At 58.7% G+C, this 21,528-nt stretch carries 23 protein-coding genes; 12 read left to right on the top strand and 11 right to left on the bottom strand.

The genetic code is table 11. From position 1 onward, the window contains the following. Positions 1–85 precede the first annotated feature (85 nt). The 4 genes from AB6729_RS11275 (at position 86) to AB6729_RS11290 (ending at position 3,099) form a co-directional block, all read left to right on the top strand. On the top strand, positions 86–1,021 hold the full coding sequence (locus tag AB6729_RS11275; RefSeq protein WP_371081716.1) for a D-hexose-6-phosphate mutarotase: 936 nt from the start codon (positions 86–88) through the stop codon (positions 1,019–1,021). A gap of 174 nt (positions 1,022–1,195) precedes the next feature. Beyond that, on the top strand, positions 1,196–1,909 hold the full coding sequence (gene rpiA / locus AB6729_RS11280) for a ribose-5-phosphate isomerase RpiA (protein WP_371081717.1): 714 nt from the start codon (positions 1,196–1,198) through the stop codon (positions 1,907–1,909). Beyond that, positions 1,906–2,472: a nucleoside triphosphate pyrophosphatase gene (locus AB6729_RS11285; RefSeq protein ID WP_371081718.1), complete on the top strand. Its 567-nt coding sequence runs from the start codon at positions 1,906–1,908 to the stop codon at positions 2,470–2,472. Before rpiA ends, AB6729_RS11285 begins: the two co-directional genes overlap by 4 nt. Before the next feature lie 69 nt (positions 2,473–2,541). Further along, on the top strand, positions 2,542–3,099 hold the full coding sequence (locus tag AB6729_RS11290; protein ID WP_371081719.1) for an AAA family ATPase: 558 nt from the start codon (positions 2,542–2,544) through the stop codon (positions 3,097–3,099). Positions 3,100–3,222: 123 nt separating this feature from the next. On the opposite strand, the gene AB6729_RS11295 is transcribed toward AB6729_RS11290, so the two are convergent. The 5 genes from AB6729_RS11295 to AB6729_RS11315 all read right to left on the bottom strand — a co-directional run bounded on the left by AB6729_RS11295 (position 3,223) and on the right by AB6729_RS11315 (position 7,079). Next, positions 3,223–4,041, bottom strand: a complete 819-nt coding sequence (locus AB6729_RS11295) for a tetratricopeptide repeat protein (RefSeq protein WP_371081720.1) — start codon at positions 4,039–4,041, stop codon at positions 3,223–3,225. A 368-nt stretch (positions 4,042–4,409) separates the two neighbouring features. Beyond that, positions 4,410–4,844 carry a biopolymer transporter ExbD gene (locus AB6729_RS11300; protein WP_083346391.1) on the bottom strand — a complete coding sequence of 145 codons (435 nt, stop codon included), beginning with the start codon at positions 4,842–4,844 and terminating at the stop codon, positions 4,410–4,412. 73 nt (positions 4,845–4,917) lie between these two features. Beyond that, positions 4,918–5,340, bottom strand: a complete 423-nt coding sequence (locus tag AB6729_RS11305; protein WP_371081721.1) for an ExbD/TolR family protein — start codon at positions 5,338–5,340, stop codon at positions 4,918–4,920. 123 nt (positions 5,341–5,463) lie between these two features. Beyond that, the gene (locus AB6729_RS11310; protein ID WP_371081722.1) at positions 5,464–6,219 is read right to left on the bottom strand and encodes a MotA/TolQ/ExbB proton channel family protein; all 756 of its coding nucleotides are present in this window, start codon (positions 6,217–6,219) and stop codon (positions 5,464–5,466) included. 125 nt (positions 6,220–6,344) lie between these two features. Next, entirely contained in the window at positions 6,345–7,079 is a 735-nt protein-coding gene (locus AB6729_RS11315) for an energy transducer TonB (protein ID WP_371081723.1), read from the bottom strand. Between the two features lie 315 nt (positions 7,080–7,394). On the opposite strand from AB6729_RS11315, the gene AB6729_RS11320 reads away from it, so the two are divergent. Further along, positions 7,395–8,855, top strand: a complete 1,461-nt coding sequence (locus tag AB6729_RS11320; protein ID WP_371081724.1) for a M20/M25/M40 family metallo-hydrolase — start codon at positions 7,395–7,397, stop codon at positions 8,853–8,855. 66 nt (positions 8,856–8,921) lie between these two features. Here the strand turns inward: AB6729_RS11320 and AB6729_RS11325 are convergent, their stop codons facing one another. Next, the gene (locus tag AB6729_RS11325; RefSeq protein ID WP_371081725.1) at positions 8,922–9,209 is read right to left on the bottom strand and encodes a hypothetical protein; all 288 of its coding nucleotides are present in this window, start codon (positions 9,207–9,209) and stop codon (positions 8,922–8,924) included. A 599-nt stretch (positions 9,210–9,808) separates the two neighbouring features. Further along, positions 9,809–10,306 carry a cupin domain-containing protein gene (locus AB6729_RS11330; protein ID WP_371081726.1) on the bottom strand — a complete coding sequence of 166 codons (498 nt, stop codon included), beginning with the start codon at positions 10,304–10,306 and terminating at the stop codon, positions 9,809–9,811. A gap of 291 nt (positions 10,307–10,597) precedes the next feature. Between AB6729_RS11330 and thrS the strand changes: the two genes are divergently transcribed. Next, complete coding sequence (gene thrS / locus AB6729_RS11335; RefSeq protein ID WP_371081727.1) at positions 10,598–12,646, top strand: threonine--tRNA ligase; 2,049 nt, start codon at positions 10,598–10,600, stop codon at positions 12,644–12,646. A 62-nt stretch (positions 12,647–12,708) separates the two neighbouring features. Here the strand turns inward: thrS and AB6729_RS11340 are convergent, their stop codons facing one another. From AB6729_RS11340 to AB6729_RS11350, 3 genes are all read right to left on the bottom strand, one after another. Further along, positions 12,709–13,386, bottom strand: coding sequence for a hypothetical protein (locus tag AB6729_RS11340; RefSeq protein ID WP_371081728.1), 678 nt, complete (start codon positions 13,384–13,386; stop codon positions 12,709–12,711). A gap of 526 nt (positions 13,387–13,912) precedes the next feature. Continuing rightward, a complete protein-coding gene (locus AB6729_RS11345) occupies positions 13,913–15,391 on the bottom strand; it encodes a CehA/McbA family metallohydrolase (protein WP_371081729.1) in 1,479 nt (492 codons plus the stop codon). Positions 15,392–15,445: 54 nt separating this feature from the next. Further along, complete coding sequence (locus AB6729_RS11350; RefSeq protein ID WP_371081730.1) at positions 15,446–16,528, bottom strand: WD40/YVTN/BNR-like repeat-containing protein; 1,083 nt, start codon at positions 16,526–16,528, stop codon at positions 15,446–15,448. 263 nt (positions 16,529–16,791) lie between these two features. On the opposite strand from AB6729_RS11350, the gene rpmH reads away from it, so the two are divergent. The 6 genes from rpmH (at position 16,792) to AB6729_RS11380 (ending at position 19,514) form a co-directional block, all read left to right on the top strand. After that, the gene (gene rpmH / locus AB6729_RS11355) at positions 16,792–16,947 is read left to right on the top strand and encodes a 50S ribosomal protein L34 (protein WP_371081731.1); all 156 of its coding nucleotides are present in this window, start codon (positions 16,792–16,794) and stop codon (positions 16,945–16,947) included. Positions 16,948–17,010: 63 nt separating this feature from the next. Further along, entirely contained in the window at positions 17,011–17,448 is a 438-nt protein-coding gene (gene rnpA / locus AB6729_RS11360; protein ID WP_371081732.1) for a ribonuclease P protein component, read from the top strand. A gap of 35 nt (positions 17,449–17,483) precedes the next feature. Continuing rightward, positions 17,484–17,708 (top strand): membrane protein insertion efficiency factor YidD, encoded by a 225-nt coding sequence (gene yidD, locus AB6729_RS11365; protein ID WP_371081733.1) that lies wholly within the window; start codon positions 17,484–17,486, stop codon positions 17,706–17,708. A gap of 172 nt (positions 17,709–17,880) precedes the next feature. Beyond that, entirely contained in the window at positions 17,881–18,222 is a 342-nt protein-coding gene (locus tag AB6729_RS11370) for a GNAT family N-acetyltransferase (RefSeq protein ID WP_371081734.1), read from the top strand. A 5-nt stretch (positions 18,223–18,227) separates the two neighbouring features. Continuing rightward, complete coding sequence (locus AB6729_RS11375) at positions 18,228–18,857, top strand: CatA-like O-acetyltransferase (protein WP_371081735.1); 630 nt, start codon at positions 18,228–18,230, stop codon at positions 18,855–18,857. A gap of 267 nt (positions 18,858–19,124) precedes the next feature. Next, complete coding sequence (locus AB6729_RS11380) at positions 19,125–19,514, top strand: VOC family protein (RefSeq protein WP_371081736.1); 390 nt, start codon at positions 19,125–19,127, stop codon at positions 19,512–19,514. 66 nt (positions 19,515–19,580) lie between these two features. On the opposite strand, the gene AB6729_RS11385 is transcribed toward AB6729_RS11380, so the two are convergent. Next, a complete protein-coding gene (locus tag AB6729_RS11385; protein ID WP_371081737.1) occupies positions 19,581–21,413 on the bottom strand; it encodes a M20/M25/M40 family metallo-hydrolase in 1,833 nt (610 codons plus the stop codon). Positions 21,414–21,528: the final 115 nt, after the last annotated feature.

Consider the following 21,528-nt stretch of genomic DNA (forward strand, 5'->3'; position numbering starts at 1 on the left):
CGATTTTAGAGGTAGGTCAAACCGTAACTCCCACAATAAGACGATTTTGCGAAATGATAGGGGGGAGGGGGGTACTACCCACACCATGCCGCAGACCATTGCCGAACTGAATGCGAAATTCGCTATCCGCGACCACATCACCTTTACTGAGGACGAACCCGGCCTGCCGAAGATCCGCATCGCCACAGACGCCTCCGACGCCACGCTGTATCTCTACGGCGCACACCTGACGCAGTGGACACCGCGCGGCGGCAATCCCGTGCTGTACCTGTCGCCAAAATCACCTCTGGCAGCGGGCAAGCCCATTCGCGGTGGCATTCCTGTCCTCTTCCCCTGGTTCGGGCCGCGCTGGAACGCCGCCGAGTACGACGCGGCACACGGCACCACCTCGCCCATGCACGGCTTCGCCCGTACCGCTGTCTGGACAGTGGATCGCGTCCACCTCGACCCCACCGGCGAAGTGGAGATCACCCTCTCGCTGCCCGTCGACGAGCAGGCCAGGGCATTCGGCTATCCCGACTTCCACGCCACGCTGGAGTTCCGCATCGGCAGGGAATTGCACATGACGCTCTCCGTCACCAACCGCGGCCGGGAAGCCGTGGCGTTTGAGGAGGGCTTCCACACCTACTTCGCCATCGGCAACATCCACGCCGTGCGCGTGCTGGGTCTGCGTGGCAGCACGTATATCGACAAGCGCGACAACCTGACCCGCAAGGTGCAGCGCGAGACCGAACTGGCCTTCACCCGCGACGTGGATCAGCTCCACGTAAATACCAGCGAGCCGCTCATCCTGCAGGACCCCGCCAACCACCGCGCCATCCACATCCTCAAGACCGGTTCGCACAGCACCGTCGTGTGGAATCCCTGGACCGTGCTCACGCCCAACTTCCCCGATCTGGCCGAGGATAGCTGGCAGCACTTCGCCTGCGTGGAAGTAGTGAACGCCGCCGACGACCGCATCACCCTGGCCCCCGGTGCCACCCACGGCATGGCTATGGCCATCTCCGTCACATCGCTGTAAATTTCCTCTTTCGCACGGATAACAAACACACACAGGCGAAGTCTCTTCTCACACCAAAGGAAGACTTCGCCTGTATGCGTTTCGCGCTGCCCCTGCATCAGCACGCCTGTCGTCGCACAGCGAGCACGCACATCAATCGCTGACGCCGCGATACGATAACCGTTGAGGACCCGCATGCCCGACGCACAAGCACAACAGGCCGCCAAACTTGCCGCCGCCAAGGCCGCTCTCCGCTTCATCGAACCCGGCATGGTCGTCGGCCTCGGCTCCGGTTCCACCGCCACACTCTTCATCCAGTTACTGGGCGAGAAGGTGCAACAGGGACTCGACATCAAGGGCATCGCCTCCTCCGAAGACAGCGAGATCCTTGGCCGCAAGCTCGGCATCCCGATCACCGACTTCGATCACCACAGCACCATCGACGTTGCCGTGGACGGCGCCGACGAAGTAGGCCCCGGCCTGGCGCTCATCAAGGGCGGCGGAGGCAAGCTGCTGCGCGAGAAAATCGTCGCCAGTGCCTGCAAACAGTTCATCATCGTGGCCGACGACAGCAAACTCGTAAAGCAGCTCGGCGCCTTCCCGCTCCCCGTGGAAGTCATTCCCATGGCCGTTCCGCTGGTGACGGAGAAGCTGAGCGACCTTGGCTTCACCCCGAAGATCCGGCAGGACAAGTCCGGCAACGGCCCGTACATCACCGATGAAGGCAACATCCTCCTCGACTGCTCCTCCAGCGGCATCGCCGGTCCTGAAGTGACCGCCGCGGAGATCCGCAGCATCATCGGCGTGGTGGAACACGGCCTGTTCCTGAACATGGCGGAGCGCGTTCTGCTGGCCGGTGCCGATGGCAGTGTCCGCGAGATCACCGTGGCGGACTATCCCGCCGTATGAGCACCCCGAAGCCCATCATCCTTGCCAGTGCATCGCCGCGTCGGCGTGAACTGCTGACCCAGATCGGCGTTGCCTTCACCGTCGTCACTGCCGATATCGACGAGACCCCTCTGCCCGGCGAAGACCACCGCACCTACACGCTGCGACTGGCCGAGGAAAAAGCACGCGCCGTACTTATGAAACATCCGGACAGCATCGTCATCGGCGCGGACACCACCGTAACGCTGCATGGCGAACTCCTTGGCAAACCACAGGACGCAGCCGATGCCGAACGCATGCTGACCCTGCTGCAGGGCAACACGCACGAAGTCACCACCAGCATTGCCGTGCTGACCACGGCAGAAACGCTGACTGCAGCCGAGACAACACGCGTCACCTTTGGAACACTTACGTCGGAACAGATCGCTGGCTACATCGCCAGCGGAGAACCGACGGACAAGGCGGGCGCGTATGCGATTCAGGGCATCGCGGCGCAATGGATACCGCGTATCGAAGGCGACTATTTCAACGTCGTGGGCCTGCCACTTGCAACCCTCGCCAAGCTGTTACGAAAAGCTCAGTAACGTTTCATTACGAAACAGGATGTTCTCCTTACCTCATGCGAACGCTGCATCATGGAGGTTCGAGTCTGCATGTTGCATCTATCAGAATTGGGTGAACGCATCTGCATTCTGGGACCGTCGAACAGCGGCAAATCCACGCTCGCCGAAGCGATTGCGCGAAAATCCGACTTGAAAGCAATCCATCTGGATCAGCTTCACCATCTCCCCCACACGAACTGGAAACCACGTTCGGCGAGCGAGTTTCTCGCTTTGCATGAGGAAGCAATCGCAGGCGACCGCTGGGTGATCGACGGCAATTACTCGAAATACTTTCCCCAACGCTTTCAACGTGCAACAGGCGTCATCCTTCTGGATATCTCCACTGTGGCAAGCCTGTGGCGGTACCTTCGCAGAACCCTCCTGGAACGCAGCCGGATCGGCGCATTAGCCGGTGGGCAGGACAGCGTGAAGCTCGCCATGCTTCATCACATTGCGGTGGTGACACCTGGAAACCGAAAGCGGTACGCGCAGGTATACCGGCAGCTCAACCTACCTAAGATCTATCTGCCATCTACCCACGACCTCAATTGGTGCTATCAGGAATGGGGGCTGGAGCGTAGACCGGGCCACCGGGAGGAATCCCGCTGACGCAGCATTCTGGCCCTTCACCAATGCGATAACACACAGGATTTCTCAAAGTCCGGACACTTCGCCCCAAACGGAAAAGAGCCTCCGTTTCCGGAGGCTCTTAGCTTGATTCAGTGAGGATGATTAGTTCATCGTCACGCCGCCGCGGAGCTTCTCTTCCTTCTTCTGCTCGTTGATCTTGCGTGCGCCCATTGCATCCTGGCTGGCCTTCTCAGCGTTTGCCACAGCCTGCTTCACAGCAGGTGCATCACCGCAAAGAATGTCCGCCTGACGGCGATACACCAGGTTCAGGTATTGGAAGGCATCGTCGTACGTCGGGTTGATGGCAATCGCCTGCTTCAGGTGGTCCAGGCCGTCGTTCACCAGATCCGTGTTCTTTTCCTTCATCTTGGCGCAGGTGGCCTTGCTCATCTTTACGTTGCCGGCGCCGTCGTCGGTCAGACCATCAGCAGCCAACAACTGACGCGCATTGTCATAGGCTTCTACCCAATCCACGAAGCCGATGGTGTAATGCGCCTCGGCATCCTTCGGGTCAACCTGGATGACATCCTTTTCGTACTGCTTCGCTTCCGGATACTTCTTGATGTTGCGATAGATGGAAGCAAGCTGCTGCAGGGAAACCTTGTCTCCCGGATGGTCGTTGAGATAATTCTTGAAGCCGTCGATCGCCTTATTGGCGATTTTCATGTTGTTGTCGTCCAGCAGATTTGGCACAACCTGATACGAATACGCAGTCGCCAGGTACAGCTTGGCGGTATCGTACGTCGGGTCATACTCGATGGCCTTCTCAAAGGCATTGGTCGCCTGCTCGTACTGCGCATTCTTGAACGCCGCAACGCCTTTAGTCAGTTGGTCGCGTGCCTTCAGCTTGGCGCAGCCAGTCAGCATTCCAAGCGACAGCAGAAGAGCGGCCGTGGCGGATACACGTGCGTTAGCTTTCATTGAGCGAATGATCTCCTTCAAAATGCCGCATACGAGCAAAGTGAGTCGGTAAAGACGCAGGAGCCGAAGGGGCAACGCGTGGAGTGATTGTACCCGCAGAGAAAGACTACTGGCCAGTTAAGAGGAAGGAATTTCGGTCACAGGAAACGCCATGACACGCGACAAATTCCTTTTGCTTCTGACACACAGACTTGCGGAGCCAAAGGGAGCAAGAGAATTAAAACAATTGGCCAGGCCGGGAAACTCACTTCTGCGAAGTGAAACATTCCCTGTCCGGAGGACAACGAAAACACAAGCGGTACTCAGGTATATATCAGAAAACGAACGGAGGGCGATGAAAGTCTCATCGCCCTCCGTTGAATTTTCCACTACTTACCGGATTCAACCGCCGGGGTGATGATGCCGATGTTGTCCACGCCGGCAGCATGGCCATCGTTGATCACCGGGAGCACCTGGCCGAAGTCGAGGTCTTTGTCACCCTTCACGAACATCACCTTGTCATTACGAGCCGAGAAGATGTCCGTAAGACGTGCGGTGAGCTGATCCAACGCCACCTGGTCCTCATTGATCTTGTAGGAAGGCTGGCCACCTGCGGCCTGGACCTGCACCACAATGGTGCGCTGATCCACTTCCTTATTCATGTCTTCCTTCTTCGGTGGCTGGGGCACAAGAGTGTCCAGGCCGCGCACCGTATTGGGCTGGATGACCATGAAGATGATCAGCAGCACCAGAAGAACGTCGATCAGCGGCGTCACGTTGATATCGGAACGTGCGCCCGAACCGCCTCCGCCTCCCATGCCCATGGTGAATCTCCTGTGTGGCCGCCGAAGCGACCGAATCTATTCTGCCGAACCCGATGGCCGGCAGAGAAAATGGTTAGATCAGCGGCTTTTCGGCGATCATGCCCAGCTGGCTTACGCCAGCCGCACGGATGCCATCGATCGCTTCCATGACCTTGCCGTAGTTCGCACGGACATCGCCGCGGAAGTAGACACGCTTATCGGTCTTGTTTTCGATCTTTTCCGTAATCTTCGGTCCAAGGTCAGCGGACTGTACCTGGTCGCCGCCCAGGAAGGTCTTGCCGTCGCGGGTTACCGCAACCACAATCGAATCTTCCTTGTTGGCGTCTTCCATGACGACTGCGGCCGTTGACGGCGGCAGTTCCACGTTGACCTTGTTGTTCAGCATGGGCGTGACGACCATGAAGATGATCAGGAGCACCAGCATGACGTCCACCATGGGAGTCACGTTGATGTCTGAATTTACCTTCTTGCCCTCATCCCGCGTTGCCATTGCCATAGCAGCAACTCCGTCCTATCGGCTGAAGAAAATCGTTGTGGAGCGACTTGAGATCCCGGAGTTACCGGTGGAGGATTTCAGGCCCCCACCGGGCTCGTATCGATCTCGCGTCGACGCTCCGGACTAGCGCTGCGACTGCTTGATGAAGTAGTCGACGAGTTCCGAGGAGCTGTTGTCCATCTCCACGTCAAAGGATTCAACCTTGTTCGTGAAGTAGTTGAAGGCCATAACGGCAGGGATAGCCACAAGCAGACCGAAAGCGGTCGTAACCAGAGCTTCCGAGATACCGCCAGCGACTGCGCCGATGCCCGAGGTCTTCTGCGTAGCGATCTGCTGGAAGGCGTGCAGAATGCCGACGACGGTGCCGAACAGGCCGATGAACGGTGCGGTGGAACCGATGGTGGCCAGCGAACCCAGACCGCGCTTCAGCTTGGCGTGAACGATGGCTTCCGAACGCTCCAGAGCGCGCTTCGACGATTCGATCTGCTCGTCGGAGATGGCGCCACCGGAACCGTAGGAGCGGAACTCCTGGAGACCAGCGGTGACAACCTCAGCGAGGTGCGACTTCTTCGAACGGTCAGCAACCTTGATTGCCTCGTCCAGACGACCGTCCTTCAGGGCGCCAGCAACCTTGGGAGCGAATTCACGCGACTGGCTCTTGGCAGCCGAGAAGTAAAGGGCGCGGTCGATCATGACGGCCAGCGACCAGATGGACATGATGAAGAGAAGGCCGACCACAACAAGATCGATCCAGCCCATGCTCTTAAGCATGGAGAGAACGGAGAAGCCGCCAGCGGCCGCGCCACCGTCTTCCTGGAAGAACATGCCGAGAGTGGCGGGTACATGAGCGAATGCTGCTGCTGCGTGAGCGAGAATCACGAGATTCAGTCCTCCTGGTTCGTACTGCGTAAAAAGGTTTGGCAGAGCCCTCAGGGGCGCCGCGAATCAAAGATTCCTTCGTAGGACGCAGCCAGCCATTCCGCTGGCTACGTCCGACAGATAATTTATCCGCCGAAGGTGAAGTTTACTGTGATCGTCGTGTCCACTTCCGTGGGCTCGCCGTTCAAGAGATATGGCTTGTACTTCCACTGCTGCACAGCGGAGATGGCGTTGGCGCGTAGCATTTCCGGACCGGAAACCACGGAAAGCTGCTCCACGGTACCCGTCTTCGAAATAATGGCGTGCAGCACAACCGAACCGGAAACGTGGGCCGCCTTAGCGATCGGCGGATAGACCGGCTGCGTCTTCACCAGGATCTGACCCGCCATAACGCCGGAGGAAATCTTGGCAGGACCCGTCGGCTTCGGCGGAGCCTTCACCACCGGGGTGGGAGCAGCACCCAGACCGAGACCGCCCATGATGCCACCAGCGGAACCGGAACCCGATCCCATGCCCGCACCAGCCACACCGGCAACGTTTGCCGGCGGCGGCGGATCTTCATGGGTCATGTCGATCTTCTTCGGAATCTTGGTGGGCGCGGTAAACGCGTCCAGGGCCTGCACAACCTTGGTCACCTTCACCACCTGTGCCGGCGGTGGTGGTGGCGGTGGCGGCGGTGGTGGCGGAGGTGCCGTCAGCATCGCCGTCATGGCGGTCTTCGGCAGCGCTTCCGGGTAGAGGAGCGGGATAAGAATCATCACCAGGACAATGGCCAGGTTGAAGCCTGCCGTTACCCACATCCAACGGCCAGACTTCGACTTCAGCTTGCCGGATGACTCCACCAAAGAATCTTCAAACATATGCAACCCCGATCTACGAGAGGTAAAGCTGCGACTGTAGACACCGCATGTTTCTGTTTTGTTCCCGGTGTCCAAAAACTTTTTTCAGACGCAGACCAAGTCACTACTTCCAAAGAAAACAGTGCGATCTGCCAGCGAGAACTGGATAGTAAACCGCTGGAATTACATCTGGCAAATCCACAGGTCAGGCACTGCTCCAGGAACGGTGCAGCGAATGAATCGCTTCAACACTGCGGTTTCGCTTCCCGCCGCTTCTGCGTTATCGTCGGAGGCATCGTTTCCCAATCCTGCTGAAGTCTTCGGAGTCTTCCATTGATGCACCTCCGTCTCACGATCGCTGCTGTCTTTCTGCTGTGCCTTCCTCTTGTCGCACAAACCGCCAAACCCGGGGCGGGGGTCGATTTCGAGCGGTATGGCAAGCCTTTGACAAAACAGCCCGCCGATCCGCAGATTGCCGCGGCACTGCGCGACGTGTCTCCTGTAGAGATGCGTAAAACGATTGAGGCGCTGGTCAGCTTTCGCAATCGCAACACCGCTGGTGGTGGAGACACCACACTGCCACCACATACCGGCGTAGACGCTGCAGCAGCATGGATTCGCGAACGCTTTGAAGCGATCAGCAAGGACTGCGGAAATTGTCTGGAAATTCATGAGGATGTTTACCTGCAGCCTGCCCAGCCGGGCCCGCGTGCACGCATCCTCAAGCCCACGCCGCTGAAGAGTATTTACGCGGTGATGAAGGGCACCAGCGATCCAGATCGCCGCGTTCTGGTCACAGGTCATTACGACAGCTTCTTCGTCCGCGACATGCAGAACGTGCGTGATGAAGCGCCCGGCGCCAATGACGACGCCAGCGGCACCGCCGTGTCACTGGAATGCGCGCGCGTGCTCACAAAACATCGCTTCCCGGCCACCATCGTCTTCGCTACCGTTACAGGCGAAGAGCAGGGCCTGCTTGGCAGCCGCCATCTTGCGCAAACGGCCAGGAAAGAAGGCTGGAACCTTGAGGCTGTTCTGAACAACGATATTGTGGGAGGCGACACCACGCCCGCCGATCTGGCCAACGAAGACAAGCACCGCGTACGTGTCTTCTCTGAAGGAATCTCGCTAGCGGCAACACCTGAAGAGACACAGAAGATTCTCGCCGCCGGATATGAGAGCGATTCGTCATCGCGTCAGCTTGCGCGCGCCGTTGCAGATGTCGCTCGCACGTACACCGAATCCGCTCCACCGAAAACAACAGATGCGTTGAGACCTACGCTGGTTTTCCGGCTCGATCGTTATGGTCGCGGAGGCGATCACTCCTCCTTCAATCGCGAAGGCTTCACCGGCGTTCGCTTCACGGAGTGGCGCGAGAACTTTGACCACCAGCACCAGACAGTTCGCGTGGAGAACGGCACACAGTTCGGCGACCTGATCCAGTTCGATGACTTTCCTTACATGGCGCGTGTTGCACGGTTGAATGCGGCCGCGCTAGCCACGCTCGCCACCGCACCGCCGATTCCGCAGAACGTACAGTTCAAGGCAGGTGGCCTGAACAACGACACCACCATCACCTGGACCTCTACCGCAGATGCGCACGACGAAGTGCTGTGGCGTGAAACCAACGCACCAGACTGGCAGTTCAGCGCACCCGTGGCTTCCTTCCAACTCATCGCAGACGGCAACACGAAGACCATGACACTGCCCGTATCCAAGGACAACGTCATCCTCGCCATCCGAAGCTGCGATGGGAAAGGTCACTGCAGCCCAGCCGCCGCACCGTTGCCGAAGTAAATAGTTCGCAACTCAATCGGAGGGCACGAATCGGCTAGTGGGATAACAGCTTGGTTAAAGGCGATATCAGTGGCTGGTCCGCAGCCGCAGCGATGCCGTGAAGTCCAGCGTCACGCTGGAGCCTTCCGGTTCACCGTCCCATCCGGGTAGGTCGAAGACTTCATCCGAATGCACATTACGTCCAGTCGACGCCAGAGGTTGGTCATGCTGTGCGGCCAGTGCGCGACGCGCATGGCGGCGCATCGATCCGCGCTGCAGACTGAGCGTAGGCTCGGTTAACAGGAGAAATCCGCGTCCGCAAACGGGGCATTGGACATCAAAGGCGGTCTCTGTAGCAATGCAGGGAATGTGCATTTTTGTGACTCTTTCTGTTTGGTTCACTCGTCCGTGGTGAACCTGTTGCGTGGACGGCGTGGATGTGATCCCGTGAAACAACGTGGGTATCATTCCGGCCGACGAACAGCGTCTGTTATGCCTCAGTGCATCCGGGGTTCTGCAACCCAATCAAAATCCAAACCCTTCAGCGGTGTGTTGCGAGTCTTCGTGCGGACAACCTGCGTCTGCTGGACTGACTCACGAACCACCGCTCATTCTTACGAGATACGGCGATCCCCGTAAAGGAGAAATCCTTGACCGCGAACCGTACCGCGTACATCGCTGCTGAGGTTCGACGGACGACATGCAATCGGCATGATCGTAGTGCTCCGAAAAATTCAGAGACAGCCTGGGAGAAGTGCCAATCGCGGCTGCCTGAGGTTCAGGCTAGGCCTCCCCGCAGTCCATGCCCATGCCCCATCCGGAACGGAGTATCTACAACCTTCGCGCAGGCTCCTGCCACGTTCGCGGAAATATGTGACTGATACCGCGACAGTGTCGTGGAGGCCTTACGCCAGATCACGCCACGGCGGGGATTCAGAGGCAACTCGCAATGAACTTGTCTGTGTGGTGAGGGATCAGCCCTTCAGATTAGGCCCAACCGCCATGACGAAATACTTCGCCGGAACTGTACCGATATTCTTCAGGCCATGCAGTTTCATACTGCTCGCGTACAGAATGTCGCCTGCTTCTGCCGGTTCCCATTTGCCGTCGATCAACCACTCCACTTTGCCTTCGCGCAGGAACAGCCATTCCGAATGCATGTGCTGATGCGGCGGATGCGGCGCCATGCCCGGCAACAACACCGTATTGTGCATCTCCACACCTTCACCTGTGGGCAGCACGCCCTGGCAAACTGCCTGCGATGATCCCGTTTTGCTGTTGTGAATGGGGAGCTCGCGAGCGTTGAAGATGTGATTGTTTGAGAAGGTCTTTGTCCCGGCAGCAATCTTTGCGGGATCGGGCTTGGATTCTGCCTCCGCAGGATGCGCTGCCTGTTGCGCGATACCGGACATCTCGGCAAAGAAAGCAAGGGCGGGCAAGCTTAGGCACAGGTCGCGGCGTGTGGAGTTCATGCGCGAAAGCATACGCTTTGCAGGAGCCGCACGGAAGGGAAGACTCGGACGTTACACCTGCGGTAAGCGGGAGGCCGCAACCCGCATCGATCACGGTGCTCTTCGGTGGCAGTGTTCTCACCCATTGACGCACCTGTCCTACACCAATCGCTCTCTTGCAGCCCGCTGGGTTGCCACGACCCGCAAGCCATTCCGCCGAGATTCCTTCGTATCCGTTGGAGTGGTCCATTCGTGGCCGAAGTATAGCGTTCAAACAGACCCTCCGGAACTGTTGGCAGTATCCTGTTAGCTGTGAGCGACCAGATCAAAGTCACCCTTCCCGATGGCAGCGTGCGCGAAGTTCCGCGCGGCACCACGCCTTACGCCATTGCCCATAGCATCTCTCCGCGCCTTGCCGACGCAGTTGTTGTTGCGAAGATTCGCACGACTACCGGCAGCACTACTGATGGAGCAGAAGAGCAGTCTGACGCAGCCCACGGTGGCGCGCAGACGGAAGAGAGCATGTACAGCGACGTCGCCACGACCGAGCGCATCGTCGATCTCGCGGAGCCTCTGAATGAAGACGTCTCCCTCTGGCTGCTCAAGGAAAACGATCCGGAATCTCTGCGCGTTGTGCGCCACTCTGCCGCACACGTCATGGCAACGGCCATCACCGAGTTGTATCCGGAAGTGAAGCTGGGCCACGGCCCTGCGACCGACAGCGGTTTTTTCTACGACATCCTTCGTGAGCAGCCGTTCACGCCTGAAGACCTTGCCGTCATTGAAGCGAAGATGCACGAAGTCGTGGCGCGCAACGAGCCCTTCCGCCACGAATACATCGCGCGCGACGAAGCCCTTGTGGGCTATCTGCAGCAGGGCGATTTCATGAAGGTCCACTTCATTGAGAAGTTCACGAAGTCCGGTGAAGGTGTCAGCTTCTATCGCAATGGTGAGTTCCTCGACTTTTGTCGCGGACCGCACGTTCCTTCCACAGGGCGCGTGAAGGCATTCAAGGTGATGAGCATCGCCGGCGCTTACTGGCTGGGCGATGAGAAGAACCCGCAGCTCCAGCGCATCTACGGCACCGCCTTCTACACGCAGAAGGAGCTGGACGCCCACTTCAAACACCTGGAAGAGATCAAGGCGCGCGATCACCGCATTCTCGGCAAGCAGCTTGACCTCTTCTCCATTCAAGAGATCGCCGGCCCGGGACTCATCTTCTGGCACCCGAAGGGCGCGCTCATCCGCAAGGAGATGGAAAACTGGATGCGCGACGAGTGCCTGCGTCGCGGCTACTCGCTGGTCTACACGCCGCACATCATGAAGCGCGATTTGTGGAAGGTCAGCGGTCACGACGGCGTGTACAGCAAGGACATGTTTCCCGCCATGGAACTGGACGACGCGGAGTATCGCGCCAAGCCCATGAACTGCCCGGGCCACATCCTCATCTACAAGAACTCGCCCAAGAGCTACCGCGATCTGCCGCAGCGTTACGCCGAGTTCGGCAACGTATATCGCTATGAACGCAGCGGCACCATGCACGGCCTGCTGCGCGTGCGTGGCTTTACGCAGGATGATGCCCACATCTTCTGCACGCCCGACCAGATCAGCGGCGAAGTGGAAGCCTGTCTCGACTTCGCCGAAGCAGTGCTGAAGAACTTCGGCTTCTCCGAGTACCGTGTGGAACTCTCCACCCGCGACCCGAAGAAGGAAGGCGAGTTCTTCGGCACTGCCGAGGATTGGGCCTACTCCGAAGGCGCACTACGCGACGTGCTGACAAAGCGCGGTCTGAAGTTCCAGGAGTTCCCCGGCGAAGCCGCCTTCTACGGTCCCAAGATCGACGTGAAACTCGTCGATGTCCTGGGCCGTCTGTGGCAGCTTTCCACCGTGCAGTTTGACTTCAACCTGCCGCGCCGCTTTGAACTGGAATACACCGGTGAAGACGGCGAAAAGCACCAGCCCGTAATGGTGCATCGCGCATTGTTCGGCTCTGTCGAACGCTTCTTCGGCGTGCTGATCGAACACTACGCCGGAGCCTTCCCGCTATGGCTCGCGCCGGTGCAGATAGGATTGGTCCCCATCAGCGAAAAGCACATCGACTACGCCCGCAAGGTGAAGGCAGAACTCGAAGCCATCGGCCTGCGCGTGGAACTTGACGAACGCAACGAAATGATGAAGGCCAAGATCCGTGACTTCGCCAACGAGAAGATCCCCTTCGTCCTCATCATGGGCGACAAGGAATCCGCCAACGAAGCCGTAAGCGTGCGCACCAGAGGCAAAGGCGATGAAGGCAGCACGCCGCTAGCTGACTTCATCGTGCGTGCTAACGATTTACTCACCAGCCGCAGCGCCACACTATAAGCGAACGACAATGGCGAAGCGAAGAAAGGCCCCGATGATCGGGGCCTTTCTCTCGTGACAAGTTAGAAGCGGTAAACAAAGCTTGCGCTGGGCTCAGAACTTACACGCCAGCTTCGTGTGCTCAGCAGAGCATTGTTAAAGTTGGGTGCGCGGTAGAAGAGTCCGCGACCCTGAATGCGAAGTGCCAGCTTGCGTGATGTGTAGGGCATGGCGAATTCGAAGCCTGTCTCCACAAGGCCCGCCCCACGCCATTGGCTTGTTCCGCCGCCTGCGGTGGGGACGAAGTTGATGGCGCCTCCACCCACATTCACAAAGGGCTGGAACGGAATGTGCTTCGGGTGGAACTGATATGCCGCCGTGGCTTCATGCGTGGTGGTGGGAACACTTGCGGTCTGTGTGCCAGGGGTACTCGCCAGGTTGTAATTAAACCGCTCTGAGTAATGCTGGTAACCGTAATTCAATTCCACTCCTGCCCACGGCACGGGATGAAATTGGAATGAGGTCAGGAAGCCAGGCGAAGACGTGATGTATTGGTTTTGGCCGGAGATGGTGTTGGTGGTGTTCACGCCCGTGCGAAAGGTTTGCGTGGTGGGATCGGTGGTCAGCGGCGTGGCAAAATTTCCGGTCGCGCCCACTGAGACACTCACACCATGTTCTTTTGCATAACGTGCGATCTGTGCAGGGGATGAGCTGACAACCAGCAAGGCAATAGCAGGAAGAACTGTCCTGAGTCGAAACATGTAACGATAACCTCCATCAAGGTGGTCCGCAGAAAGCAGGCGTACGTCAACGTCTGCACCAGACAGGTGCATGCGTGCGTCCGTTTCTGCAAATGCGTAGGGGACTACGCGGTTAATACCGGCCACCAATGAAGCATCACCAATGTGCGCGGGAACAAATCAACACGCACGGTGGACGGTGATGGCAGCCGGGGAAACACGCCGCAGATAATTCCAGGCGGGCGCTTCGTCTTTGGTTCACGGCAAGTTGCGTTGTAACTCACCAGGCTATATACGATCCGCTGCTGACTTACGAGCAAGCTTATGGATATAAGAGCCATGTAATGCATAAAACGTTGCAACCGGTTAGGGAATGCTAACTGCCATATATGGAAAGCTGTTGTGATCACATACACAGGCGCTATAAAACGTTGGCATCTATGGCGCGTTCGCAAAATGTCTTGATACTCAACGTGCATCGCAACGTCTAATGGCCCTGTTCAACATCCCGCGCAGATGCATGGTCGCACCGCTACCAACTGACGGCCTACCGGTTCAGGTATACCGGATTCCCCAGCAGCTTCAATCTGCCGCTGGCATCGCGAATCTCCACACGCACCGTATGCGGCTTGCTGTCACCTGCGATGGTGAATGTTCTTACCTGTTTGCCGGGAGCGAATATTCCGCCTTCCAACATACTGCGTTTGCCATCGGTGATGACCTCGCCATGCATCCCGGCAACATCGTTCGCTTCCATAGTGAGCGTCACAGTCGCACCATCGGCAACACGCATCGCGTCGCCCATCGATGCATGTGCACCATCAGCCTCTGCAGACAGAATCAGCGAACGGGTCTTCGTACCGTCGGTATCCACAAACACATGCCCAGCGCGAATACCCGCAAGAATCGCGCTCTCAGACAAGGACGCCGCATACACCACCGTCGTTGGCGAACCGATCGCATTATTCTGCCCTGGTTTCAGCAGTGCGTTGTGATTGTCACTGCCACCAATCGCCGTGATCCGCAGGCCGCGATCCAACTGCCGCTGCCACACCGGCACACCGGACTTCTCGCCATCCGCATCCGCTCCATTCACTGCTTCCATCACGTGAATGCGCGCGAAGTCTGTATCTGGGGCGGTCCATCCGCATCCCATGCACTGCTCGCCCGACGGAATGCCGGGATGGTTCAATGCAATCAATCCATGCGCGGCATCCACTTCATCCAGCAGCGCATTCATCGTGGGAACAGGTTTTGTGCCCAGCCGGAAGTCAATGAACTGCGTGGTGCCGAACACGTTTGCATGCCCGTAAAACGTGGTGATTTCGCGTCCCGGGATCAGCAGCAGCTTGTCAAAATAAGGCTGCAGTTCACGCATGGCATCGTAGTGCGACGTGGTGTTGTGATCGGTGATGGCGATGAAGTCCAAGCCACGGGCCACCGCTGCCTGCGCCGTCAGGAACACAGGGCAGGGAACCTTCACGCCACTCTCGCTCGCACACGAACCATCGCTATGTCCTGTGTGCATATGCAGATCGCCGCGATACCACGCCGCTCCTTCACGTATCGGCTTCTGCGAAAACGTGGAGGCTGATGCGGCATCCGTACCCACCTTCTGCCACCACACCTTCACCGTGTACTGCGCAACGGAACCTTCACGTATCGCAGGCACGCCCACCAGCAACCGCCAACGCCCGGCCACAACAGGCCCGGGCAGATACGAAGGCGTCGCATCCGATTCGCTCACGGTAAAGGTGTGTTTATTGCCGCCACTCCATCCACGAAAGCGCTCCGGATCGATGACGCCCATATCCAGGTTGGTGCCGTGATCATGCCCCGTGTATGTGAACTCCACAGTCAGCCGTGACACGCCATCCGGAACATCAAACGGAACTTCCTGATAGGACATGAACTGTGCGCGGCGCACCTCGCCATGCAGGGTCAACTGCGGCTCCTGCGCACATGCAACACCCGCAACCAACGCCAGCCACACGGCCAGCAGCCTCTGCCATCCTGAAACGTTCATCCCATTCCTTCTATCAGCAGGGAAGCGATACACGCATGAAACCTGCGCAAAACGCTACTTTCCGACAAGAGCGCCTTCGCGCAGCCGTCCGATGCGCCCCTTTGGACCCACCACAAACGGCAACGATAATGCATTCCAGTTACGGTCGGCATCAACAGAATCACCAGCCTTTGCATCTGGCAACAGTGGCTTCCAGTTGCGACCGTCGTCTGTGGAGACATCGGTTCCCGCTGGCCCCGTCGCAATCCACGTCTTCGACTCTGCGTCATACGCCACGGTGCTGCGATAGCCGCGTGGCATCGTCTCTGCGGGTTGCCATCCCATGCCGCCGTTCACGCTGAACGATGCGGTGTGCGCGGCCAGCTCCGGATGCATGTAGTCGCCGCCCACGGCCACCATAGCTTTTCCATTGGCAGCCACGGCAAAGATGCCGGACGAAGCGTCGGCACCCCCCACGTCCGTCGTCATCCTGCGAAATCGAACATGAGTCGCGCAGGCGTTGGGATCGTTGTATTGCACCGGGTCGGGGCAGCGCTCCTGTTCCCCGCGATATAATAGCCCACCGCCACCACCGAAGACCGGGCCCGCAACGCCCATCGCGAGAGACTGATTGCTCGCCGCGAACGCGCCACCTTTTTCCGTCTCTGGTTGAACGGATACGGGAACCTTGGCCCAGGACAAGCCTCCATCACGCGTCACCGCCACATAGAAGCCGCTTTTTACCGGATCGCCCAGCAGCCATCCCTCTCCGTGCGGCGGAAGGTACAGCGCATCAAAGAAACCTCCCGGTGCATCCGGATTGGTAAAAATCAGCTTCCACGTACGGCATCCATCCGTGGTGCGATAGAGGCGGCTGGCATCACCTGGTCCGGCGCTCATCACGATGGCTGTTTGCGCATCGAATGCCTGAACCGCGCGGAAGTCGAGTTTCTCCGCAGCATCCGGAATCGTGCAGGTCTGCCATGTTCCGCCGCCATCCAGCGTGCGCAAAACCGTCCCGGAAGTGCCGCTGGCCCATGCGACCCGGCCATCTACATTCGCCACGCCGCGCAAACTGGCAGCCGAAGGGCTCTTTTGCAGGACAAACTGCGCGTGCGCTGTAAACGCAAGGAAAAACAGCCAAATGAGGGATCGCATGGTGCATCTGAGTGTATCCCGGTGCCTCAAGTGCATTCGCCACGTTCCAGGGAAGCCGCAACAAGGGCTTTCCCTCCTGTGGGAAATGCGGTAATATAAGCGATGTTGTCCGCAGTGCGCCGCCATAGCGTTGCGCGTTTGTGCTGGCAGGGTGCTTTCTTTCAGGCTCGCCGGACAGGACAAAACACTTTTCAAGCTCAGCGCTGCTGCTTTCTCCACCCTGACGGAGAGTTCTGCACGCTTGGCGCAGGAGACGTAACAGCATGCCGAAGCGCACTTTTCAGCCGAACCGCCGCCGCCGCGCCAAGACGCACGGCTTTCTCACCCGCATGAAGACCAAGGCCGGCCAGTCCGTTCTGAACCGTCGTCGTGCCAAGGGCCGTCATAAGATCGCCGTCTCTGCCGGCTTCCGCGACTAGTTTTCTGTCGCATTTCCGTTTCTGCAAGGGGCGCGCCAGTCGCGCCCCTTCGCGTTGCAGGCAATGACCCATTCCGTCCCCAAACCGAAGATTTCGTTCGCTGAGTTGCGCCTGCGGAAACACGCGGATTACCAGCGTGCCTACGCCGCATCCCGTAAGCAGCACTCGCGAGAGATCACATGGTTCTGTGCACGCCGCGACGCCATGCCGGAACGCCGCCTGCATCCCTCCGAACTTCTACATGGCGAGCCGCACACCGGCCCCCGCATCGGCCTGACCGTGGGCAAGATCATGGGCAAGGCGCATGACCGCAACCGCATCAAGCGCCGCCTGCGCGCCGCCGTCACCATACACGCGGCACTGCTGGCCGACCTGCCCGTGGACGTGATCCTGCACCCGCGCCGCACCGTCCTCCTGCTGGAGTGGGACAAGCTGCAGCGCGAGGTGGCCAACGTCTTCCGCGCCGTGTGCAAGCAGTACACCGCACCGCCGGAGCGATAATCCTGTCAGCGGCACGTTCGCCGCGCACCCGTTCCATGAACTTCGCACTCGCAGCACTCCGCGTCTATCGCCGCCTGCTCTCGCCCATGCTGCACAGCACCGGCATCAGCGGCTGCCGTTATACGCCCACCTGCTCAGAGTATGCAGAGGTGGCCATCGCCCGCTTTGGTCCCTGGCGTGGCACATGGCTTGCGCTGCGCCGCATCGCCCGCTGCCATCCTTTCAGCAAGGGCGGCCTGGACAATGTACCGCTGGAATAATGCCACTCACAGCGAGTCGCCGCGCAGATACGATGGCTGTAGAAGGCAATCGACGGATATGACAGCGGAAAACAGAGCCTCTCTGCTCACGGTACGTCCTCTCACAATCGAGGATGCAGAGACAGTCACCTCTCTCAGCACACAACTCGGTTATCCCTGTGACGCAGTGACAATGCGTGAAAGAATCCACCGACTGGCAGAGTCGGTCGACCGCATCGCCTTCGTAGCAGTTCTGGAAAATACTGTTGTGGGATGGGCAGACGCCAGTATTGAACGGCATCTGCAATCTCCTGATGTAGTGGAACTGGGCGGACTGGTGGTGGCGGAAGGCCATCGCGGGCTGGGTATCGGCCGGCGGTTATGCGAAGCAGTTGAGGCGTGGGCCGTACACCAGGAAATTCCCCGGGTGCGCGTGCGTTCTCAGATCAAACGGCAGGATGCGCACCGCTTTTATCTGCGCGACGGCTATGAACATATAAAGACCTCTGCGGTCTTTGAGAAGAGGTTGGATTAGTCATCGTGGAAGCCTGCCGAAAGATTGACCTCACTACCTGGCCGCGCACGGCCCTGTTTCACTTCTTTCAACGCTTCAGCGAGCCATTCCACAGCGTCTGCATCCGGATGGACTGCACGGAAGCCTTCGCCTATGCCAAGGCGAAGAATCTGTCCGTCTTCCTGACACAGGTGCACTGTGCTCTTACGGCAGCGCAACACGTGCAGAATTTCCGCACACGCATTCTGAACGGCGAGCCATGGGAATACGAACGGATCAACGCCGGTTGCGCCATTGGCCGCCCGAACGGCACCATTGGCTTCGCCCACTATCCGTACCACGACAACCTGCATGAGTTCGTGCGCGTCGGTTCGCTGGCCATTGAGGAAAGCAGACAACGCACCGACCTGGAACGTCCTCCGGCACAGAATCTCATCCGTTTCTCCTCGCTGCCGTGGCTGGACTTCACATCACTCTCGCATGCCCGCAACTTCGAGGTGGAAGACTCCGCCCCGCGCATCACCTTCGGCAAGATTACGGAGAATGAAAACCGCAAAACGCTTCCCGTTTCTATCCATGTACATCACGGGTTAGTGGACGGATCGCACGTCGGCGAGTTTGTAGACCTGTTGCAACTGCGTTTCAACTCCTTTTAAGCGGCTCAGGAAGCAACAAAATTCTGAACCGCGCGCAAGATCATCGCATCTTAACGAGTGCCGAAAAACGCGGAGCCGGCTTGGTAAGCCCGGTTCGCCGCAGTGCCTCCTCATTGCGGTAATGTCACCCTCGGGAGAAATCGGGGAAGGGACCCACGGCGACAAGCAGCAGTGCACGTATGCACTTGCTTACCTGTCGCATGTGTCCCCCTGGGAACGCTCTTTCGGGTCCATGCGACAACCACCTGCTAACGGAGGTTTCGCACCATGCACACACTCAATCACGCCAACCTGACTACGTATGACGTTCCGGCTCTGCAGGCTTTTCTGGAACGCATCTTCGGACTGCGCACACTGGAAACTCGCGCCGGAAAATTCGCCATTCTGCAGGATGCACAAGGATTTCTGCTGGCGTTGATGTTCGACAAGAACATGACACCAGAGCACGGATATCCCGGTTTCTTCCACGTGGGCTTTCTGCAGGACACGCCCCGTGCAGTGGACGAATGCCACGCCGCAATCGCACAGGCAGGCTTGAACGCACCGGAACCGGCCATGCTGCAACGCGGCGGCCCGCTTACCTATGGCTTCTATGTCAATGCTCCCGGTGGAGTCACAGTAGAGGTGAGCACCATGAACCTGAGCGACGCGATATAAAGCGCGCAAATACAGAAGGGGTGAGCAGACATCCTCTGCTCACCCCTTTCTGTTCTTGCGATCGTGTTACTGCTTGCCTGCGTCTGGAACTGCAGTGGGATACAGGTTCTTCAGCGGTGCGTTGCGGTCCGCGTCCTCTTCAGGATGCGGATACGGCTTACGCGGCATCATCGCCTCACGCTCGCTGGTGTTGTAGAGGAAGATAGCTTCCACCACAGCAGCCTGCTTCAGGTCGTCCTCGTGGATGCGCTCCACCGTGTCCATGTTGGAGTGATGGCTGCGCGTCTCGTAGTCCATATCGTCCTGGATGTACTGGAAGCCAGGCAGGCCGAGCGCATCAAACGACAGGTGATCGGTTCCGCCCGTGTTGCGATTGGTGATGGTGGTAACACCCAGGTCCTTCAACGGCGCGATCCACTGCGCGAAGATGGGACCGATGGCGAAGTTCTGCTGCGTGTACACGCCGCGAATCTTACCAGTGCCGTTGTCCAGGTTGTAGTAGGCGTCCAGCGTCTCCCACTCCTTGGTGGTCTTCAGCGGTCCACGACGAACGTTGCGTCCACCCATGCCCATCGCAGCCATCAGCGCCGCGTCCGATCCCGGCGCAGGTCCACCCGGAGGCGTGGTGATCTCGCCGAAGTGCTGCTTCACATAGCCGCGCGAACCGTAGAGGCCCTGCTCCTCACCACTCCAGAGAGCAATGCGGATGGTGCGGCGCGGCTTGATGTTCAGCGCCTTCAGGATGCGCACAGCTTCCATGGCAACGACCGAACCCGCAGCGTTATCCGTGGCGCCCGTGCCGGAGATCCAGCTATCCAGGTGCCCGCCCACCATGACAACCTGCTCCTTCAGCTTCGGGTCGGTGCCGGGGATTTCAGCAACGGTGTTGAAGCCATGCTCGTGGTCACCGGTGAACTCCGTCTGAATATTCACTTCCATCTGCACCGGCACGTGGTGTTGCAGCAAACGGAAGATGCGGCCATAGTTCTCAACGGTAGTCACAGCGTTAGGAATCGTAACGGCCGTGTCCTTGTTCTGTGCACCGCGAACCAGGTTCGCACCGTTGTCATCAAAGATGATGCCGGAGCCGCCGCCCTTGCCGCCGTCACGCGACGGCACAATGATCGCAACAACACCTTCTTCCGTCATCATCTTCAATGCAGCAGAACGAAGCTGTGCCAGACGCGCACGATCTGCGAGCGCCTGCTGGATGTTCACGTTGCCACGGCCACGCGGTGTCTCCGGGCCTTCCATCTCCTTCAACTCGGCTTCGGTGTAGCGCGAGAAGAGAGGCTCCGTCAGGTCAACGATCGCGTGGGGTGCGCCCAGCAGCACAATCTTGCCCGCCAGCTTGCCCTTGTACTTTGCCAGATCGGCCTGCGTGTTCAGCTCAACTAAAACGGCATCGGCAGTCACAGCACCCTTGGTAGCGGGCGACCACGGCGTTGCCTGGATCCAAACCGGCTCCGTGTCAGGCGTGATGATGCGGGCCCAGCTATTGATCTGCTTCCAGCCCATGCCGAACTCGCCCCAGTCTTCCAGGTGCGCGTTGACCAGACCGGCATCGGTCATGCGATCGCGGGTCCACTCGTTCGCCTTCTTCATGTTGGGCGAACCGGTGAGGCGAGGCCCGATACCATCCGACAGGCCTTCCATGTACTCCATGACATGCGAGTGCTGCAGGCCTTCGTTACGAATCTGCGCATAGATGCCCAGATCGACGTTTTCCGTGGCAGGCTGCGCGCCGTAGTAGCTGGGAATTTTCTTCTCTTCGGTAGCAGAGGATGCGGCAGACTTATTCTTTTGCGCGAAAGCTGCAGGCATGGACGAAACAGCAACAGTAGACAGCAGCGTGGCGGTGCAGATGCCGCGACGCAGTGCCGAAAAGGTACGGGACATAACGGTGGAGCCTCCAAAACAGGGTGAAAACAATGTGTCGTGAAAAAGATGCTATTACACGGTAGCAGTCGCGCCATCTGGCACGTATCTGTCTCCTTTGAGTAATACGAACCAG

The organism is Terriglobus sp. RCC_193, from assembly GCF_041355105.1.
In the GTDB taxonomy this organism is placed as follows: Bacteria; Acidobacteriota; Terriglobia; order Terriglobales; family Acidobacteriaceae; genus Terriglobus.

What these genes read in the sequence shown, in the direction of transcription:
- AB6729_RS11275 (WP_371081716.1), top strand. Translation starts at nt 86, where the DNA reads ATGCCGCAGACCATTGCCGAACTGAATGCGAAATTCGCTATCCGCGAC.
- rpiA (WP_371081717.1), top strand. Translation starts at nt 1,196, where the DNA reads ATGCCCGACGCACAAGCACAACAGGCCGCCAAACTTGCCGCCGCCAAG.
- AB6729_RS11285 (WP_371081718.1), top strand. Translation starts at nt 1,906, where the DNA reads ATGAGCACCCCGAAGCCCATCATCCTTGCCAGTGCATCGCCGCGTCGG.
- AB6729_RS11290 (WP_371081719.1), top strand. Translation starts at nt 2,542, where the DNA reads ATGTTGCATCTATCAGAATTGGGTGAACGCATCTGCATTCTGGGACCG.
- AB6729_RS11295 (WP_371081720.1), bottom strand. Translation starts at nt 4,041, where the DNA reads ATGAAAGCTAACGCACGTGTATCCGCCACGGCCGCTCTTCTGCTGTCG.
- AB6729_RS11300 (WP_083346391.1), bottom strand. Translation starts at nt 4,844, where the DNA reads ATGGGCATGGGAGGCGGAGGCGGTTCGGGCGCACGTTCCGATATCAAC.
- AB6729_RS11305 (WP_371081721.1), bottom strand. Translation starts at nt 5,340, where the DNA reads ATGGCAATGGCAACGCGGGATGAGGGCAAGAAGGTAAATTCAGACATC.
- AB6729_RS11315 (WP_371081723.1), bottom strand. Translation starts at nt 7,079, where the DNA reads ATGTTTGAAGATTCTTTGGTGGAGTCATCCGGCAAGCTGAAGTCGAAG.
- AB6729_RS11320 (WP_371081724.1), top strand. Translation starts at nt 7,395, where the DNA reads ATGCACCTCCGTCTCACGATCGCTGCTGTCTTTCTGCTGTGCCTTCCT.
- AB6729_RS11325 (WP_371081725.1), bottom strand. Translation starts at nt 9,209, where the DNA reads ATGCACATTCCCTGCATTGCTACAGAGACCGCCTTTGATGTCCAATGC.
- AB6729_RS11330 (WP_371081726.1), bottom strand. Translation starts at nt 10,306, where the DNA reads ATGAACTCCACACGCCGCGACCTGTGCCTAAGCTTGCCCGCCCTTGCT.
- AB6729_RS11340 (WP_371081728.1), bottom strand. Translation starts at nt 13,386, where the DNA reads ATGTTTCGACTCAGGACAGTTCTTCCTGCTATTGCCTTGCTGGTTGTC.
- AB6729_RS11345 (WP_371081729.1), bottom strand. Translation starts at nt 15,391, where the DNA reads ATGAACGTTTCAGGATGGCAGAGGCTGCTGGCCGTGTGGCTGGCGTTG.
- AB6729_RS11350 (WP_371081730.1), bottom strand. Translation starts at nt 16,528, where the DNA reads ATGCGATCCCTCATTTGGCTGTTTTTCCTTGCGTTTACAGCGCACGCG.
- rpmH (WP_371081731.1), top strand. Translation starts at nt 16,792, where the DNA reads ATGCCGAAGCGCACTTTTCAGCCGAACCGCCGCCGCCGCGCCAAGACG.
- rnpA (WP_371081732.1), top strand. Translation starts at nt 17,011, where the DNA reads ATGACCCATTCCGTCCCCAAACCGAAGATTTCGTTCGCTGAGTTGCGC.
- yidD (WP_371081733.1), top strand. Translation starts at nt 17,484, where the DNA reads ATGAACTTCGCACTCGCAGCACTCCGCGTCTATCGCCGCCTGCTCTCG.
- AB6729_RS11370 (WP_371081734.1), top strand. Translation starts at nt 17,881, where the DNA reads ATGCGTGAAAGAATCCACCGACTGGCAGAGTCGGTCGACCGCATCGCC.
- AB6729_RS11380 (WP_371081736.1), top strand. Translation starts at nt 19,125, where the DNA reads ATGCACACACTCAATCACGCCAACCTGACTACGTATGACGTTCCGGCT.
- AB6729_RS11385 (WP_371081737.1), bottom strand. Translation starts at nt 21,413, where the DNA reads ATGTCCCGTACCTTTTCGGCACTGCGTCGCGGCATCTGCACCGCCACG.